At 37.9% G+C, this 16,932-nt stretch carries 20 protein-coding genes; 3 read left to right on the forward strand and 17 right to left on the reverse strand.

Annotated elements, in window-relative coordinates; translation table 11 throughout:
- Nucleotides 1–167: 167 nt before the first annotated feature.
- The 10 genes from ACFSO7_RS23280 to ACFSO7_RS23325 form a co-directional block, all read right to left on the reverse strand.
- Nucleotides 168–845: an MBL fold metallo-hydrolase gene (locus ACFSO7_RS23280; RefSeq protein WP_377879852.1), complete on the reverse strand. Its 678-nt coding sequence runs from the start codon at nt 843–845 to the stop codon at nt 168–170.
- Between the two features lie 147 nt (nt 846–992).
- Nucleotides 993–1,979, reverse strand: a complete 987-nt coding sequence (locus tag ACFSO7_RS23285; protein WP_377879853.1) for a S41 family peptidase — start codon at nt 1,977–1,979, stop codon at nt 993–995.
- Nucleotides 1,980–2,133: 154 nt separating this feature from the next.
- Entirely contained in the window at nt 2,134–2,697 is a 564-nt protein-coding gene (locus tag ACFSO7_RS23290) for an ArsR/SmtB family transcription factor (protein WP_377879854.1), read from the reverse strand.
- A 145-nt stretch (nt 2,698–2,842) separates the two neighbouring features.
- The gene (locus tag ACFSO7_RS23295) at nt 2,843–3,388 is read right to left on the reverse strand and encodes an HAD-IIIA family hydrolase (RefSeq protein WP_377879855.1); all 546 of its coding nucleotides are present in this window, start codon (nt 3,386–3,388) and stop codon (nt 2,843–2,845) included.
- Nucleotides 3,389–3,478: 90 nt separating this feature from the next.
- Nucleotides 3,479–4,039, reverse strand: a complete 561-nt coding sequence (locus ACFSO7_RS23300) for a nucleotidyltransferase domain-containing protein (RefSeq protein WP_377879856.1) — start codon at nt 4,037–4,039, stop codon at nt 3,479–3,481.
- Between the two features lie 52 nt (nt 4,040–4,091).
- Nucleotides 4,092–4,322, reverse strand: coding sequence for a hypothetical protein (locus tag ACFSO7_RS23305; protein WP_377879857.1), 231 nt, complete (start codon nt 4,320–4,322; stop codon nt 4,092–4,094).
- Between the two features lie 113 nt (nt 4,323–4,435).
- Nucleotides 4,436–5,320 carry a TIGR01777 family oxidoreductase gene (locus tag ACFSO7_RS23310; protein ID WP_377879858.1) on the reverse strand — a complete coding sequence of 295 codons (885 nt, stop codon included), beginning with the start codon at nt 5,318–5,320 and terminating at the stop codon, nt 4,436–4,438.
- Nucleotides 5,321–5,437: 117 nt separating this feature from the next.
- On the reverse strand, nt 5,438–6,184 hold the full coding sequence (locus tag ACFSO7_RS23315; RefSeq protein ID WP_377879859.1) for an AAA family ATPase: 747 nt from the start codon (nt 6,182–6,184) through the stop codon (nt 5,438–5,440).
- Between the two features lie 52 nt (nt 6,185–6,236).
- The gene (locus tag ACFSO7_RS23320; RefSeq protein ID WP_377879860.1) at nt 6,237–6,443 is read right to left on the reverse strand and encodes a hypothetical protein; all 207 of its coding nucleotides are present in this window, start codon (nt 6,441–6,443) and stop codon (nt 6,237–6,239) included.
- Between the two features lie 34 nt (nt 6,444–6,477).
- A complete protein-coding gene (locus ACFSO7_RS23325) occupies nt 6,478–6,978 on the reverse strand; it encodes a GNAT family N-acetyltransferase (RefSeq protein ID WP_377879861.1) in 501 nt (166 codons plus the stop codon).
- A 127-nt stretch (nt 6,979–7,105) separates the two neighbouring features.
- On the opposite strand from ACFSO7_RS23325, the gene ACFSO7_RS23330 reads away from it, so the two are divergent.
- The gene (locus ACFSO7_RS23330) at nt 7,106–7,240 is read left to right on the forward strand and encodes a hypothetical protein (protein ID WP_377879862.1); all 135 of its coding nucleotides are present in this window, start codon (nt 7,106–7,108) and stop codon (nt 7,238–7,240) included.
- A gap of 47 nt (nt 7,241–7,287) precedes the next feature.
- Here ACFSO7_RS23330 and ACFSO7_RS23335 read toward each other — a convergent pair whose 3' ends face one another.
- The 7 genes from ACFSO7_RS23335 to ACFSO7_RS23365 all read right to left on the reverse strand — a co-directional run bounded on the left by ACFSO7_RS23335 (nt 7,288) and on the right by ACFSO7_RS23365 (nt 14,228).
- On the reverse strand, nt 7,288–7,422 hold the full coding sequence (locus ACFSO7_RS23335) for a hypothetical protein (RefSeq protein WP_377879863.1): 135 nt from the start codon (nt 7,420–7,422) through the stop codon (nt 7,288–7,290).
- 257 nt (nt 7,423–7,679) lie between these two features.
- On the reverse strand, nt 7,680–8,684 hold the full coding sequence (locus tag ACFSO7_RS23340; RefSeq protein WP_377879864.1) for an ABC transporter ATP-binding protein: 1,005 nt from the start codon (nt 8,682–8,684) through the stop codon (nt 7,680–7,682).
- A 143-nt stretch (nt 8,685–8,827) separates the two neighbouring features.
- Nucleotides 8,828–9,637: an ABC transporter permease gene (locus ACFSO7_RS23345; protein WP_377879865.1), complete on the reverse strand. Its 810-nt coding sequence runs from the start codon at nt 9,635–9,637 to the stop codon at nt 8,828–8,830.
- Nucleotides 9,638–9,640: 3 nt separating this feature from the next.
- Nucleotides 9,641–10,444, reverse strand: coding sequence for an ABC transporter permease (locus ACFSO7_RS23350; protein ID WP_377879866.1), 804 nt, complete (start codon nt 10,442–10,444; stop codon nt 9,641–9,643).
- A gap of 119 nt (nt 10,445–10,563) precedes the next feature.
- Complete coding sequence (locus ACFSO7_RS23355) at nt 10,564–10,986, reverse strand: hypothetical protein (RefSeq protein ID WP_377879867.1); 423 nt, start codon at nt 10,984–10,986, stop codon at nt 10,564–10,566.
- A 265-nt stretch (nt 10,987–11,251) separates the two neighbouring features.
- Nucleotides 11,252–12,352, reverse strand: coding sequence for a PRK06851 family protein (locus ACFSO7_RS23360; protein ID WP_377879868.1), 1,101 nt, complete (start codon nt 12,350–12,352; stop codon nt 11,252–11,254).
- Nucleotides 12,353–12,569: 217 nt separating this feature from the next.
- Nucleotides 12,570–14,228, reverse strand: coding sequence for a glycoside hydrolase family 13 protein (locus tag ACFSO7_RS23365; RefSeq protein WP_377879869.1), 1,659 nt, complete (start codon nt 14,226–14,228; stop codon nt 12,570–12,572).
- Nucleotides 14,229–14,432: 204 nt separating this feature from the next.
- Here ACFSO7_RS23365 and ACFSO7_RS23370 point away from each other — a divergent pair, with 204 nt between their 5' ends.
- Nucleotides 14,433–15,080 carry a glycoside hydrolase domain-containing protein gene (locus ACFSO7_RS23370; RefSeq protein ID WP_377879870.1) on the forward strand — a complete coding sequence of 216 codons (648 nt, stop codon included), beginning with the start codon at nt 14,433–14,435 and terminating at the stop codon, nt 15,078–15,080.
- Nucleotides 15,081–15,225: 145 nt separating this feature from the next.
- Nucleotides 15,226–16,875, forward strand: a complete 1,650-nt coding sequence (locus ACFSO7_RS23375) for a glutamine--tRNA ligase/YqeY domain fusion protein (RefSeq protein WP_377879871.1) — start codon at nt 15,226–15,228, stop codon at nt 16,873–16,875.
- The last annotated feature ends 57 nt before the right edge of the window (nt 16,876–16,932 follow it).

Consider the following 16,932-nt stretch of genomic DNA (forward strand, 5'->3'; position numbering starts at 1 on the left):
TTAATTAAATAATAGAACATTTGTTTGTTTTTATCAAATATTAAGAGAATACTAAAAAAGGATTTGCGGGAGTTAAAAATGAGTTTGGATCAGTAGATTCCAAATAGAAAAACCAGTCAAGCTCGACTGGTTTTTCTATTATTCTTTCTTACTCCAATAGCATTAACTCACAAATTAGTATTTTCTATGATTTCGATAAGACGCTCTTTAATCTGTCCTGTACAAACTCCCCCATGGTAGGTAATTACTGTATCTATTTCGAAATCTAACAGCTTCCTTAAAGAGTTTAATGCGGTAACTGTGTCAGACGTGAATTTGGGATCAAATGGCATAAGTATACCTTCTTGAGAAGTTAGTGCATCTCCAGAAATTAATGTCTTGCTTGGTACATGATACAAAGAAATATGGTCTGGGGTATGACCCGGTGTAAAAATAACTTGAATTCCCCCACAATAAGGAAGAACATCCCCATCCTGAAGCGCGATATCAACCTTGACATGGGGAGCAATTGCTCCACTTTTAATTAAAGGGACTTCCCCAGCAAGGTATGGTACTCCGATTTCATGAGATAGTACAAGAATTTCCCCCTCGGAGGCAGCAACTAATTCAGGTAAACTACCAATGTGATCCCGATCTTGATGGGTAATGATGATTTTCGTCAATCGATCAAAAGGGATTGAATCCCGTTCAAGTAGTGTTCGAATTAGATCCAATTGCCCTGGGACACCCGTATCAACAAGGACTACCTCATTCTCATCCCATAGCAATGTTGCATGGACTACAAATAGATTTCCTTCAATGTTCATTTCTAATTTTAGTGCTTTAATTCCATTCAGTCCTGTCAATATAACAACCCCCAACATTTTCAACTCTAAACTATATTAATTAGACAAAAGGTAATGGAAACCTTTATTATCTTTTAAAAAGGAATTGACCGAGTTTGGCGGGGAATTAATTCTACTGCTCCATTTTCCATTTATGATAAGTAGCCATTACAATTTCAACAATATATTTTGAGCTTCTTTCCGTAAGAATTTATCACCTTGGTATCCGTCTGTTTCTAATAATTGGCTCATCATTTCTTTATATGAGACATCGAATGCTTCTTTATGGTTCACTTCAACGTCTGGTTGAACTCCTTTACCTTCCCAGTTATCCTCTGTTTCGGTATTGATTGCCCTACCGTGAGAAATGAACGCTTCAAAACGAGAGTGAATTTTATGAAAACGTCCAGGTTGGGCTCCTCCTCCTGTAGTTTCCCCAACAATAGTTGCCCTTTTTAATACTTTAAAATTATAGGCAAAAGATTCCGCCGCCGAGAATGTTCGTGGACTCGTTAAAATATGTAGTGGTTTATCTAGATACTTCTTCCCTTGAACATAATCAGTCGTCCAAAACTGAATCGTACTATTATTTGATCTGTTATAAAACGTGGTATGGTGAATCGATTCCTCTACAAAATAACTCATCAGAAAACTCACCATGTCGGGATCCCCTCCCCCATTTTCACGTAAATCTAGAATCAATCCACTTGTATTGGATAGAAAGTTCATCGCTGCTACAGCTGCCCCTCCGCCTGTTTTTGTTAAATCAAAGAGATTTAATTTTAAGTATCCAATGTTTCCAGGGAGCACCTCTAATTTAGAAAATCCGAAATTATTTCTCCAAGTGCCCTCTTCATATTCATCCTCTTCCTCTTCTTGTTCCTCTGGGTCCTCACCCATTGCATCGTTCTTTAAAACCAACCTTAAATGTTTATCCTTCGTTTCGTTATACATTATTTTTGTAATAGCCTCGCAAAATAGTTGTTCATCACAAAGATCGTAAAAATTATGGGTTTGCCCGAAATCCTCCAATTTGCATCTCATACTCTTGGCTAACTCTGGAAAAACATAATGTTCCTCCAGTTTTTGTATTAAAGTGTTCATAACCTCATTTTTTATGTCATTTGATAACAAGTTTTCTTGTGAAAGTACCATCCTTGTATTCTCCCTTTTTCGTAATTTTTTACTTGTCAGTAAAAATTGACAATGTTAATTATTAATCTATAGCAATTAGCAAGGAAAGTAAATAGTATTCTGAAAAATAAAAAAATCCTTCAGATCGTTCCTTAAAAGGAGTCTGAAAGATTTTTTATTTCACTGGGTTTACTGTGATTGTAATTTCCCAAAGATTCGTTTGTTCCTCTTCTATATTTGTTACTTCGAACCACTTAGATAAGAAAGTTTCTAAATCCGCTTGTAATTCTTTTTGTTGTGTTTCGGATAAGTCTTTTTTCAATCCCATAATAAATGGGTTTTGATGTTGCTGTGGAGAAAGTTGATGTTGTTTTAATGCAGCTAAGTACGCCTGCTTCTTCTCCTCAAGTATCAGTTTATCCAATTCGTATCTTGTTCCTTCTATATTTTCACTTATATCTTCTTTAAGGTTGTACACAATTTTATTGGCTACAGGGAGATAGTACTTTTCCTCAAATCCACCCTTCACCTTTTTATCTACTAAAATGATTAGACCTGTCTTCTCTAGATCCTTCATATGATAATGAACCTTATTCCTTGGCTCATTCAGCAGTAGTGATAACTGTTGCGACGTTCTGGGAATACCCTCCTCTAGACAATTGAAGATTTTCCTTCTCAAGGGATGGGTCAATGATTTCATCTGTTCATATGAGTTAATTTCATAGAAATCGTTAGTCATGAGCGTATCTTTCACCTCTGATATTGCCTAATGTTTTAGAATAATCATATTAAAAATGATTTTGTTAAGATATATTTGAAATGACATATTCATTTTAAATAATAACATAGTAAGCGTATTCCTTATTAAAATTAAGACTAATTAATTAAAAGGTTTCTCTTAACCATTTAACTGCTTCCTCCAAGTCATTAGCGATAAAATCTGGTCTGACTTCCCTCCAACGACCAAAGTATTCTTTATTCGCATACTTATAAAAGGCTTCGCCACCAGCACCCGTTTTCACTAAAATCTTGATGCAACCAGCTTCTTCAGCTGCAAGTAAATCTGTCCATCGATCACCGATGACCACGCAATTTTTTAAATCTAAATTATATTCTTTCGCAGCTTGGCTTAGCATTCCTATTGAAGGTTTTCTGCAGAAGCACCCTTCATGATGTTGATGGGGACAAAGATACACTTGATCAAATCCAAAACTGGCCAATTCTTTTTCAAATCCCTCTCTTTTTGCCTCACCTTTTGAAATACCAGGTTGGTTTGTAAAAGAGAAAACTAGTGCCCCTGCAGCTTTTAAGTGTTTGATAGAATCTAAAACATATGGGAATAATTGGAAATCTCCTAGATAAACAACTTTATCACTGCCCCCAATTGTTCCATCTCTGTCAATGAAGACTGCTTGTATGGTCCCTATCATTTAAATATTACCTCCAATCACATCACTCAATACAAAAGACTATGCCTGTTCTTCATTTGAAAGCCCTGCGTACATGAAGTTTTGTTGCTATCATACTTTCTGATCCGGTTCTTTCGTTTCAGCTTGACTTGTTTTTAAGTTTTCGATAATGCTCTGAATAATTCTCATACTTTCTATATCCTTTTGCCGTGGTTTCCGACCTGTACCATTCTCGTAAACTTGCTTTTCTTCTAGTAATTGTTGCGGACTCAACACATAGGATCCTATTCCATTCAGAGTATAGAGTTTAGTAGGGAGTGCGTCCGATCTCCATTCCCAATCTGTTATTCCGTTTGCCAATATCCGCCCATCACTTGCTCGGGTCAAATATACAATACTAACATCCACATCATTTTTAAAAAAATCAGTTTGCAGTTCGCTCACAGGTTGTTTTTTATAACCCGCTTCCACAAGTGCACTTTCTAATGGAATACGATGATTAACCCAGGTAACTAAATCAATATCCGAATGAGTCCGAGTCACTCTTCCTAAAAGAAAATCAATCGCCCATCCCCCTCTTAACCAAAAATTTGCTTGAACTGATGTAAATATTGTATGTAATTCGCTAAGTAAGTTTAAATGGCATTGGGCTTGATTATTGATTTGATCCATATACTTATTCCCTCCTCGTTAAGGCACAGGCTCATTTTTTAATGACCTTTGTTCACTTCCGCTCATTACCTCTTTTAAAATTTCCAGTCACTTTTGCTAATATTAATTGCACTTCCCTTTCATCTGTAGCGGCATTTATTTTTTTAAGAAATTTCTCAGCTTCCTTGCCTTTTAAAATCTTTACTTGTTTCCCAAAATAATCGAGAAAAACCGTATTATCCTTGGTCACTCGATAACTAAAGGGCTCCTCATCTAATCGGTTTCGCTTATCAATATTGTTCATTTATTTTCCTCCAAATATATAACCTTAAAAAACAATCAGTTTATTAAATTGACTAAAAAAGTCTTTTTTTACTAATTGATATTAATCTGCTTTATATTAATTCCAATTAATCTTCATAAAATATTCCGTAAGGTCTTATCAAGCGTATCAAAAGTAAATTGATATCCTTCTCTTTTCAATCGTTCTGGCAAAACCCATCTACTTTTCAATACCAATTCCGTTTCTGTTCTTATGACCATTGAACCAAGTTCCAGCATCCATTTGGGAGCAGGCAATCCAAATGGTACCTTCATTACTTCTCGCATTTTCTGCATAAGTTCCCGATTACTAACTGGTTCTGGTGCTGAGCAGTTAAATGTTCCATTTAGATCTTCTCTATCTCTTAAGAAAAGGATAATTTCAAATAAATCTTCGATATGAATCCAGCTGAATTTTTGATTTCCTGATCCTTGCACTCCGCCAAGACCAAACTTTACTAAGTTTTTATAGGGTGTGATTACTCCACCGTCTTTACCTAATACAATTGCTATCCTTAAAGCTATTTGTCTTGTACTCGGCAAATTGAAAGAGTAAAAGGCTTGCTCCCAATTTGTGGCTACATCCACAGAAAACCCTGACCCAATTTCTCCATTTTCTTCTGTCATCGGGCGATCCTCTGCATGTCTATAAATCGTTGCCGTACTAGAATTCACCCATAAATGAGGAGGATTTCTACAAGCGAGTGTTGCTTCTCCAAGGATTCTAGTTGTTATGAGCCTAGAATTCATGATTTCCTTTTTATTCGCTTCGTTATATCGACAATTCACTGACTTTCCAGCAAGATTGATCAGAAGCTCTGCACCTTCTAATGCCTCAATAATGGCTGATTGATTATTCCAAGAAATATGTTGTGGCTGCCTTGAAATGATTTTCACCTTATAGCCAAGCTCTTTAAACTTATGCTCTAAATATTGGCCAATAAAGCCTGTTCCCCCAGCTAAAATCACTTTCTTTTTCAATTTCCTCAGCACCTTTCGTGTAATAACAGTCATTAGAAAAAGAATACTCAATTAAAAATACGAATCATTTTTAAATAGATTCAAAAATCGGTACACCCAACATTCCATTTATTTAAGCTATCTCTCATCACCGCCATCACGAAACAGCTCTTCAAGAAATTTCTCTCTTCTATTCATAAAACCCATGGTTATTTGATAATGTTCTGTATCTTCATAATGAATATCTTGAATTGGCGAAGAATCGAAGTTATAAATCTGTGCTTTCGGATAACCCAACAGAATTGGGGAATGAGTAGCAATGATAAATTGTGCATCACCCTCAAGAGTAAGATCGTGAATGATTCTTAAAAAGGCTAATTGGCGGGCGGGGGATAATGCTGCCTCAGGCTCATCTAAAAGATAGATATTCCTTTTGCCAAAACGATTAAGGAACAAAGATAAAAAAGCCTCCCCATGAGACTGTTGATGGAGTGATTTTCCACCATATCCCTGAAAATTAAAAGTTGGATCTTCATTTGCCAACTCATCTAAATAAGAAGCAAAGTGATAAAAGCTTTCAGCTCTTAAGAAAAAGCCCTGATTAATTTTCGGAAGCCAAGAAAGTCGAATATGCTCACCTAATGCAGATTGGGAGGCTTCTACAGAATACTGATTATTCCTCCCACCACCAGCGGTATTAAGTCCACATTGATAAGCAATTCCTTCAAGTAAGGTAGACTTTCCCGACCCATTCTCTCCTACAAAAAAGGTAACCGCATGATTGAAAGAAAGTGAATCCATACCCCTTAAACTAGGAATACAGAAAGGGTATCTTTTACTATCTGAAATCGTTTCATTTAAGAGTTTAACACTTCGCAGAAACAAGTCATTTTTCACCCCTTTTATATGAAAAAAGACCTAAACTAGGTCCATGGTTTTACTGATTATCAACTTCACTGTTCTTTAAAATAAAAAGCTCTCTGACAAATGCACCTATAGCCATTGAACAGCCGATCACTGCTATTAACATTATACCTCTTACGAAAGGGAAAGGAGAAAAAACGACTTGCAAACTTCCGGTTATAATTAAAATCCCGAGTAAAATAAAACCGGAAATTAGTTGCTGTTTACCTGCTTTTTTCACCTATTTCCCCCTCCCTCGCTAAATTGATTAAACTCTATACCGCTTTAATCGACGATTTCATATGAAATGTTTGATAAACGACTTCTTCACCATCTTCTATTTCCAATGTTTCCTCATAAGCAATTTGAAATTGCTCATAAATCTTTTTCCAAAAAGCTACCGCTCGCTTGTTGCTTACTAGCTGAGACACATAATAACTGCCTTGTTTCTCTTTGAAAATCATTTTTACTGCCTCCACCGCTAGCCCATTGCCTCTAAAATGATTATAAATAAAGAAGTCATTTATACAAAAATCTACTTTCTTTGTAAATGGTGCTTCTAATAATAAGCAAAAACCCACGATCTCATTTTCTAATTTGAACAAATATGGTGTAAGACCTTCTTTTTCCCAAATAAGATCAAAAGAATCAAACTCAAATGAACCGTCTGCATTTGGTTTTAACGAGTAACTAAACGCGGAAAGATCATGTAGGTAAAAAGAATACAAGTTTTTCAATAGTGCTTTATCCTCTATTGTTGCTTTTACGAATTCCATCTGTATTTCCCTCTCTTTTCCAATGTAATTATTGTATTCTACATACTCTTGAGAATATCCTTTTTCCACATAATAAGTTAAAAATTAGGCAAAATAGTGTTTGATAATGAAGAAGGGAGCGAAGGCAATGACTAAGAAGAATAATAAAGGTAGTAAAAATCAAAATGCCCCTACGACTGGTGGGTCCGGGTTCATAAGTGGGGACAACAGCAAGGGGAATAAGAGGAACAAGGATCAAAGCGATAAGACGGATATGGATTAAGTAGAAAAGTCGGCTATCGAAAGCCGACTTTTCTTTTATAACAATTATTATTTTCCATTATATTTCATCTTTTTCTCGGCCGTGCTCATTTTCGAATTTCGATTAATATGCTCCACATCTTTATCCTCAATTGCTCTTTTTAATTCCTGACTTGCCTCTTCAGAGTTAAGTTTTTTATCCATACAAATACCTCCTAATTTATCGATAGTATTTGTAAATTAAAAAAGAAAATGTATGAATATTTCCCCCCGAAAAACCTTTCTAGGGACCATAAGCTCTTTATGGGGACTGCTTTTTCTGTTTTTGAAACTTGCCGGGCACCATGAACCCTTTATGAGAACCAATTTTTCCATTTTGAACTCGTGACGGGCATCATTGAATTTTATAAGAAATACAAAGGATAAATTGAATAAGAGCGGGGATTTCCCGCTCTTTAAAGCTAAACTGTAACAAGTGACTCCTGCCCAAACCCTTCCTGATAAATCCGACTTATAATTGATTCGATCGCTGGTTCTTCGACGGTTAAATCTGTAATATTGTGGTGCTGGGTAATTCGGCCAATCAATTCAGAGGCTGAAATTTCATCACGGTTAAAACGTAGCCAAATTCGCTTGCCTTCCTGTTTATAAACCTCTGCTCCAGCAATTTCAAATCCTGAATTTCCGTTTTCAACATCGACAACCAGTGTTCTTATTTTACCAAACCGTTCCTTGACCGCTGCAATTTCCCCATCATACACCTTTTGTCCATGATCGATAAGTACCATGCGGTTACAAAGCTTTTCAATATCCTCCATATCATGGGTGGTTAAAATAACCGTCACTTGGCGCTCGCGATTGATTTCTTGAATGAATGTACGCATTTTTTCTTTAGCTACGACATCTAATCCAATGGTCGGCTCGTCTAAAAATAGGATCGGTGGATCATGCAACAGTGAGGCAGCGATATCAGCCCTCATCCGCTGACCTAATGAAAGTTGGCGGACAGGAGTATTCAGAAATTCATCTAGACCTAAGATCTCTTGATAAATGTCCATGTTCTGTTTGTATCGTTCATTACTCACCTGATAAATCTCCTTTAAAAGCTCAAACGATTCAATCGTAGGCAAGTCCCACCATAGCTGTGTGCGTTGTCCGAATACGACACCAATATTTTTTGCATTTTTTTGGCGTTCTTGATAGGGGATAATTCCATTTACTTTGATGTCACCACTAGATGGAACAAGAATCCCCGTCAGCATTTTAATTGTCGTCGATTTCCCTGCACCATTTGGCCCGATATAGCCAACCATTTCCCCTCGTTCAATGGAAAAACTAATATCTCTAACTGCTTCTTTTTTTATAAATTGACGTTTAAACAGGCTGCGAACGCTTCCCATGACGCCTGTTTCACGCTTTGCCACCATGAAATCTTTATTTATATTATTTACTTCGATAATTGCCATGATTGTCTCCCCCCTTATAACTTGTCTAGCTCCAGCGGCTAGCCCCTCGAGGTCAAATGTTCGCCACCCAAAAAGTCAAAGAACGACTTTCCGGGTGGCGAAGCATTTGCTTGTCGGGGCTGAGCGAGCCGCTTCCGCTTTTCTTATGAACCAGTACTCTTATATCGATTCAACCCCGCCATCCAAAACCAATAGGATAGTAAAAAGAAAACAAGCCCTACTAGTGGCGATAAGTAGCCGATATAGTCAGGAAAAAACGGTGTTTCTTTTTCTAAAATAACGGTTGATGGGAAGTAATTCACGAATCCAAATGGAATGATAAACGCTGTAATCATTTGAACGAGCTTCGGATATATCACTAATGGATAGTTCGTTAAATTACGTGCTGGGTACATCGCTACCCAATAGAACTGCTCGGACTTCGTCGTCCAAAAGGCAAGGGCAGAAATGATCACAAGCATCCCCCCTTGAATCAATACCCCACCAATCACTGTCGATATTAAAAATAAAACCTTCCATAAGCTCCAGTTAATATCAAGGGCAAAACTCACCCAAAGGAACACGATAATCGAAAAAAGAAACTGTCCCATCGCAGCAATATCAAACTTCATCGACATAAAGTGGAAAAATGGATGTATCGGTCGTACGAGAAACCGATCAAAGGTCCCGTTCACGATATACGTATCTAAACTCTTAAAATGGAAAAATAAAACGACACAAAATCCCCAGGAAACAACGGCCAACGCTAACAAAAACAACATCTCATAGAAGCTCCATCCTCCAAGGGCATCAAAACGATAGAGCATTACCCACATCGTAACCGCCATGCCCGTGTAAGCTGTAATCAGTCCAATAATCCTCATCACGAAGGCAAAACGGTATTGAAGCTGGGCTCGTACACCTGCCGAAACAAGTTTCACATATAATGGTATGTAATTCAGTGCTGACCTCAAAGTTTATCCCCCCTGTACAATTACTTTCTGTGATGCCTTATGCCAAACTAATCGTAAAATTCCATAACAAACTACAAGCCAAAATAATTGAACAGCAATGGAAAGGGCGATTTCCGTTCCAGAAATTTTCCCGATAAAAATCGAGTTTGGTATAAAATATATTCCCTGAAATGGCATATAGATGGCCACTTTTTCAATCCATTCTGGAAAAAACCAAAGTGGAATAACCGATCCTGATAATAAGGACATCGCAAAATAAAAGACATCGACAATTCCCCCGGTTTCAACTAAGAAGAACGATAAAAGGCTAAATGACATTTCTATACAATAGCGGATTAAAAAGCCGATAAATGCCGCGATGAAAAAGAACACCCACGTTTCCCATGATGTTGGTAATGTTAAATCAATGAATAAGAATACTAAGACATACACCGGTAATAAGGCAAACAGAAAGTAAAAGGCAACACTGCCAAAATCAGCAAATAAGTAACGAAGTGGAACATCAAATGGTCGCATTAATTCAAGCGCGATATCCCCTGTTCTTACCTTCTCCTGCATTTCCCATAGCGGCGTTCCTGCCCCGTTCATCCCTGATAAAAATTGACTGACCACGATATAGGTCAGCATCGAAGTGAAGGTTACCCCACCCGCTTCCTCTTTTCCTGCATAAAGAGCTGTCCATATCGAGCCCCACATTAATAGAAAAATAAGATTGTAGCCCATCCGTGAAAAAACATCGAATCGATAAACGGAAGAGCGCAAGAATGCCTTTTTCGTAAACGTCCAATACAATTTTGTTCTAAACATAAGCCACCTTCTACTAATTTAGTGATTTTTTAGACTATTTATAATATTTTAGCATATATTGGTTTTATTTTTTACAGTAAAAAGATCTGTCATCATGATTCGATAACAGATCTTCGTCTTTAAAAACATTGAAAGGATTGAATACTTCTTAAATTGATACCAAAGTATACCCAGCCGAATCTTCTACTCCATCTCCAGCCAGCGACGGAAGTTCTTCCGACGAAGGTTGGAAAATACCAGAAGCTCTCACCTGTGTTTAACCAAACATACGTATTTCGGAATAAGCAGCCACGGATGCCACCTGGATCTACAGCAAATGCTTGTGCACTAGTTTGCTGCGGTATAAACGATGGTGGTGGACTTGTAGGAGCTCCGCTTTGACCTCCACCTCCACCTGGGAATCCTTGTTGACCTCCTGGGAATGGAAATCCTTGCTGTCCACCTGGGAACGGAAATCCTTGCTGTGGTGGAAATTGACCAGGTGGTGCAGAAGGTGGAAAGCTTGATCCACTTGGAAAGTTAGGAAATTGTCGATAATTCAAGGCATTTGTCCTCCTTTAAATCTATATATTCCTTGTAGGATATGCAAAATACCTATAAAAGTGCTTATATAACATTAGAATAGTAAACTTGAATCCAATCCTAATGTTCTAAACTAGGGTTGTTCGACAAGGTTATAATGGAAGAGAGTTTTATCCGTCTATTTACCTCTTATATCCACTCAAAATGTCCGTATATCCGTCTTTTTTCTCCTTATATCCGCGCAAATTGGAAATATATCCGCCCTTTTCACAAATCCGTCACAAACTATGACTCTCTTTCCGCAAGCTTCCCAATTTCCGCTTGGATTTTATCCTGAATTTCATCGACTACACTAAAATCCATGGCGCCAATATAAATTTTCTCAAGATCATCATGCAATGTTTTTGCGTTTGCTAAATGAGAGGTAGCTTCTTTCATTTTCTCTTTATAGCGGTTGGAAATGTCCCCTATGTCCTCAGCGAAAATCTCATCCGTTCCAGGTGCAATGAGCGATTCATACATATCGATAATTTCGTCTGAATCATTACTTGGAAAATATTCATGTGGCGCGGTGCTGTCAAAAATGGCTAAGCCAATTTCTCTAACAATGACCATATCGAGACTGTTTGGATCAAATCCACAGTGATATACCTCGACATCAAACCCTCTCTCTTCAGCGCTGGCTGCTACTTTTTTGAGCAGGGTAGATTTTCCGGAACCCGCTCTACCTTTTATAAAATAACGCTTAGCAAGATTCTCTGTTAAATTAGGAACAAAATCAACCGCTCCCTTTGGCGTAGCTGCTCCTAAAAAACGATGGCGCACATCCCCCGTTTTGTTTAATTTCATTTTTCCAAAAAACTTCTCAATTAAACTATTAGTCAGACTGTCCGCCTTCTCGAAGTCCATACTATTAATATAGATTTTTTCCCATTCATCATGAATTTTTAATGCTTCGGCAAATGTTGCATATGCGGTTTTAAAGGACTCTGAAATTTTTCCATTCAATTTTAAAATATTGCCTTTTTCTTTTGCTAGTTTGTCAGAATCCCATGCCTCACCTAAATTTATATACTCTTCAATCGCTCCAGCTGCAGTCGGCTCAATGATATGTGGAGCTGTACCATCAACAACCCCTACCTTTAATGCAGGAATAATCACACCATCCACCGAGTCATTGTCTGATGAACAATGTAGCATTTCAATGTCATAACCTTTTTTTGTCCACTCATCACCAATTTTTTTCATTAAGGAGGATTTCCCTGTTCCAGGACCGCCTTTTAAAATAAATAGTCGATCCAACCCTTTTAAATTGGAATCATACAAACTATGAAAACCACGAGCGGTGTTTCCACCTGCGAAATAATTTTTTATTTTACCTGCCACTTTAAACTCTCCCCTTTCGGTGACATTTCTTCACCAACTATCTTATGCAAGGGGCTGTTATAGGTGAAAGCCTATTATTCTTTTAAAAAAGTAGGCTTGCCTTAGTTTTCACTTTATTTTAGGTCCTTTATTTAGCTGTAGAGGTTCGATCAGACAATGGGGAGATTTCAGAAAAAAAAACAAGTGCAGGCAGAAAAAGACTGCGTGCACTTGTTTTTTATTCACAAGAGTATACCCTTGTTTCGTAAGGCTTTAAAGGAATTGATCCAGACTGTTCATTCACTGCTACTGGGTAATTATTTAATAAAAGTTGTTTTAGCTTTAGCTCTTCCAAATCAAATGTGGCTTCCTGATTGGATAAGTTTGAGATCACGACAATCTTTTCGTCCTCTCCTGTACGTGTGTAGGCATAAATTCTTGCATCCTCTTCTTGGAGCAGCTCATACACTCCGTAAGTAAAGACTTCATTTTCTTTTCTCAAGCGAATCACTTTTTTATAAAAAGAAAGGATGGACGTCTCCTCTTGTTCTTGTTTTTGAACGTTGATTACTTCATAATTTGGATTTACCTTCATCCATGGGGTTCCCGTTGTGAAGCCTGCATTGGGCTCAGCAGACCATTGCATTGGCGTTCTGCTGTTATCACGGGCAGATGCCCAAATGATTTCCATGATTTCTTCGTGTGGAACCCCTGCTTCTCTTTTTAGTCGATACATATTTTTTAGCGCTACGTCGTCATAATCTTCAATGGATGAGAACTGAACATTTGTCATCCCAATCTCTTGACCTTGGTAGATGAATGGTGTTCCTTGCATGAGGAAATACATGGCAGCCATGGAGGTTGCACTTTCATACCAGTACTCGTCATCATTCCCCCAAGTGGAGACGACACGTGCTTTATCATGATTTTCAATGAATAGCGCATTCCAGCCGTCACGTTCAAGACCCTTTTGCCAGCGGGTCAACGTCTTTTTCAAGCCGACAATGTCCAAGTCTTTTTTCTCCTCTGCATCCCAAAGTTCAAGATGCTCAAATTGAAACACCATATCCATCTTGCCTTTTTCCTCACCAACCCATAGATGAGCATCCTCGGCTTTTACACCATTCGCCTCGCCAACGGTCATGACATCATATTTTCCGTATGTTTCATCTTTCATTTCTTGTAAAAATGGATGAATTCCCTCTTGATTCATATGCATCTCAAAGGAGGAAACATATTTCTCATTTTTCGGATTTGGCATGTCTGGTAAACCTGGACGCTTTTTAATATGGCTAATCGCATCGATGCGGAAACCATCAATTCCTTTATCGAGCCACCATCTCATCATACCGTAAATAGCTTCACGTACTTCTTTGTTTTCCCAATTTAAATCTGGCTGTTTCTTTGAAAAAAGATGCATATAATATTGTTCCGTCTTCACGTCATATTCCCATACAGAACCACCAAAAATACTTTCCCAATTATTTGGCTCGGCTCCATTTTTTCCATCTCGCCAAATATACCAATCTCTCTTTGGATGGTCTTTCGAGGAACGGGACTCGATAAACCATTGATGCTCATCACTTGTGTGATTTGGAACTAGGTCGATGATGAGCTTCATTCCTCGACTGTGGACTTCAGCTAAAAGCTGTTCGAAGTCTGCCATCGTTCCGAAATCCTCCATTATATCTTGATAGTCTGAGATATCATAGCCATTATCGTCATTGGGTGATTTGTACATCGGGCAAACCCAAATGACATCAATCCCTAAGTCTTTAATGTAATCTAAGCGGCTGATGATCCCTTGTAAATCTCCAATTCCGTCTCCATTTGAATCTTGAAAGCTACGTGGATAAATTTGATACCCGACAGCTTCCTTCCACCAATTTTTTTTCATAGTAAATACCTCATTAGTTTAATTTGTGCAACCGATTGCACTTCGCTATATGCTTGTAGTTTACCGTTTTAAAACTTATTTTTCAATTATTATCCAGACTAGTGAATTTGCGCTACTCATCTTTTGCCAATTTACACAAGAAATAAGTAGCTATTATTTTCATATATATAATGGTGAGCAGTTACCAGGAAAGGAGCATGCTTTTTGGGTATTATATGGGGAGTGGATTCGGCTGCTAAAGTAACAAAAGATCTATATGATTGTGTATTAAGTAATTTTGGAAAGCCAAGCTTTTGGGGTAGATACTTAACAAGGGTGCCTAATGCCTCAGAGGAATTAACAAAGGATGAAATTGAATTATTACATGCAAGTGGAACGAAGATAATGCCCATTTATAATAATTTTCGTGAAGCCCTTGGTTATGATAAAGGGAGAGTTGTTGCTCAAAATGCGGTATTCCAGGCAAAACGTCTTAGTATTCCAAAGGGAATTGTCCTTTTTGCCAATGTTGAACGATTTTTTAATGTGGATAAAGATTGGATTAAAGGCTATGTTGATGCCATGTTTCCGAGTGGTTATAAACCTGGCCTCTACCACGATCCTTTGCAGGGCGGATTTTCTACTGCCTATTGCCAAGCTGTTCAGGATAATAAAGAAGTAGCAAACCAAGCCATTCTTTGGAGTGCAGAACCCGAAAGTGGTGTGACGAAGCGAAGGCAAGCACCTGCTTATCAGCCTAAGAAACCTCCTTGTAAAGCGAATGTGTGGGGTTGGCAATACGGACGTGATTCGGAAAGCTGCCCAATTGATACGAATTTAATAGACTCCAGACTCTTTAATCAATTGTGGTAATATAATTCCTTAAGGCTAATCAGCGTGATTAGTCTTTTTTTCATTCGCTAATTTTTCTGCTTAGAAGGATGCCCCATGGAAAATTGTCGTAAATTATGATATATATACAGTTATCGAATGCTTTCGTAGAAAGAGGTTGAGAAAATTGGAACACAATCCATCAAATTTTATACGTAATATTGTCATTGATGATTTGAATACTGGAAAACGAGACAAGGTGATTACTCGATTCCCTCCTGAACCGAACGGATATTTACATATTGGACATGCAAAATCGATTGTCATCAACTTTGATTTAGCTGACGAATTTGGCGGAAAAACAAATTTGCGTTTTGACGATACGAATCCTTTAAAGGAAGATACGGAATTTGTGGAAGCCATTAAAGAAGATGTGAAATGGCTTGGTTATGATTGGGACGGATTATTCTTTGCCTCTGATTATTTTGAAGAAATGTATAGCCGCGCTGTTTTATTAATTAACAAGGGACTAGCTTATGTCGACGATTTGAGCATTGACGAAATTCGTGAATACCGTGGAACATTGACGGAACCAGGTAAAGATAGTCCATATCGTGGTCGTTCCATTGAGGAAAATCTTGAGTTGTTTGAACAAATGCGCAGCGGTGCTTTTCAAAATGGAGAAAAAGTATTACGTGCGAAAATCGATATGTCTTCTCCAAATATTAATTTGCGTGACCCTGTGATTTACCGTATCTCCCATACGGAACACCATAATACAGGAGACAAATGGTGCATTTATCCGATGTATGCTTTTGCACACCCATTAGAGGATGCCATGGAAGATGTAACTCATTCCATTTGTACAATTGAATTTGAAGACCAACGTCCGTTCTACAATTGGGTGGTTGAGCATTGTGATATGAATAGCCAACCACAGCAAATTGAGTTTGGTCGCTTAAACTTAACCAATACGGTCATGAGCAAACGCAAACTAAAACAATTAGTCGAAGAAGGCTTTGTCGATGGTTGGGATGATCCACGGATGCCAACGATTTCTGGTTTAAGAAGAAAAGGATATACGGCAGATGCAATTAAGACATTTGTTCGTGAACTTGGAGTGGCCAAAACAGCTGGTACTGTTGATACCCAAATGCTCGAGCATTTCATGCGTGAGGATTTAAAATTGAAAGCACCTCGCACAATGGGTGTCATTGCGCCACTTAAAGTAGTCATCACGAATTATCCTGAAGGACAAGTAGAAATGCTTGATGCGGAAATCAACCCAGAAAATCCAGATATGGGGATTCGTCAAATTCCTTTTTCTCGTGAAATTTATATTGAGCAAGATGACTTTATGGAGGATCCACCGAGTAAATACCACCGTCTCTTCCCTGGAAATGAAGTTCGCTTAAAGCATGCTTACTTTATTAAATGTGAAGAAGTCATTAAGGATACAGATGGAAATGTAGTGGAACTTCGCTGCACCTACGATCCAGAAACAAAGAGTGGAACAGGTTTTACAGGTCGAAAAGTAAAAGGAACGATCCACTGGGTGGAAGCAACTCAAGCCGTTCCAGCAGAATTCCGTTTATTTGAGCCATTAATTTTAGACGAAACAAGTGAAGAAGAGGACAAAACCTTCTTAGACAAGGTAAATCCAAATTCTTTAGAGATTATCCAAGGCTTTGTTGAGACGAACATGAAAGACGTTCAACCACACGACAAGTTCCAATTTTTCAGACATGGTTACTTTAATGTCGATCCAAAATTAACGAATGCCGACAAAATTGTCTTCAACCGAGTCGTTTCATTGAAAAGTTCGTTTAAATTATAATGTAAAATGCCCTAAAACCTTAGTTGGTTTTGGGGCTTTTTTAAATAAAGTATTTTT

Source organism: Bacillus sp. CGMCC 1.16607, assembly GCF_042683745.1.
GTDB lineage: Bacteria > Bacillota > Bacilli > Bacillales > Cytobacillaceae > Pseudoneobacillus.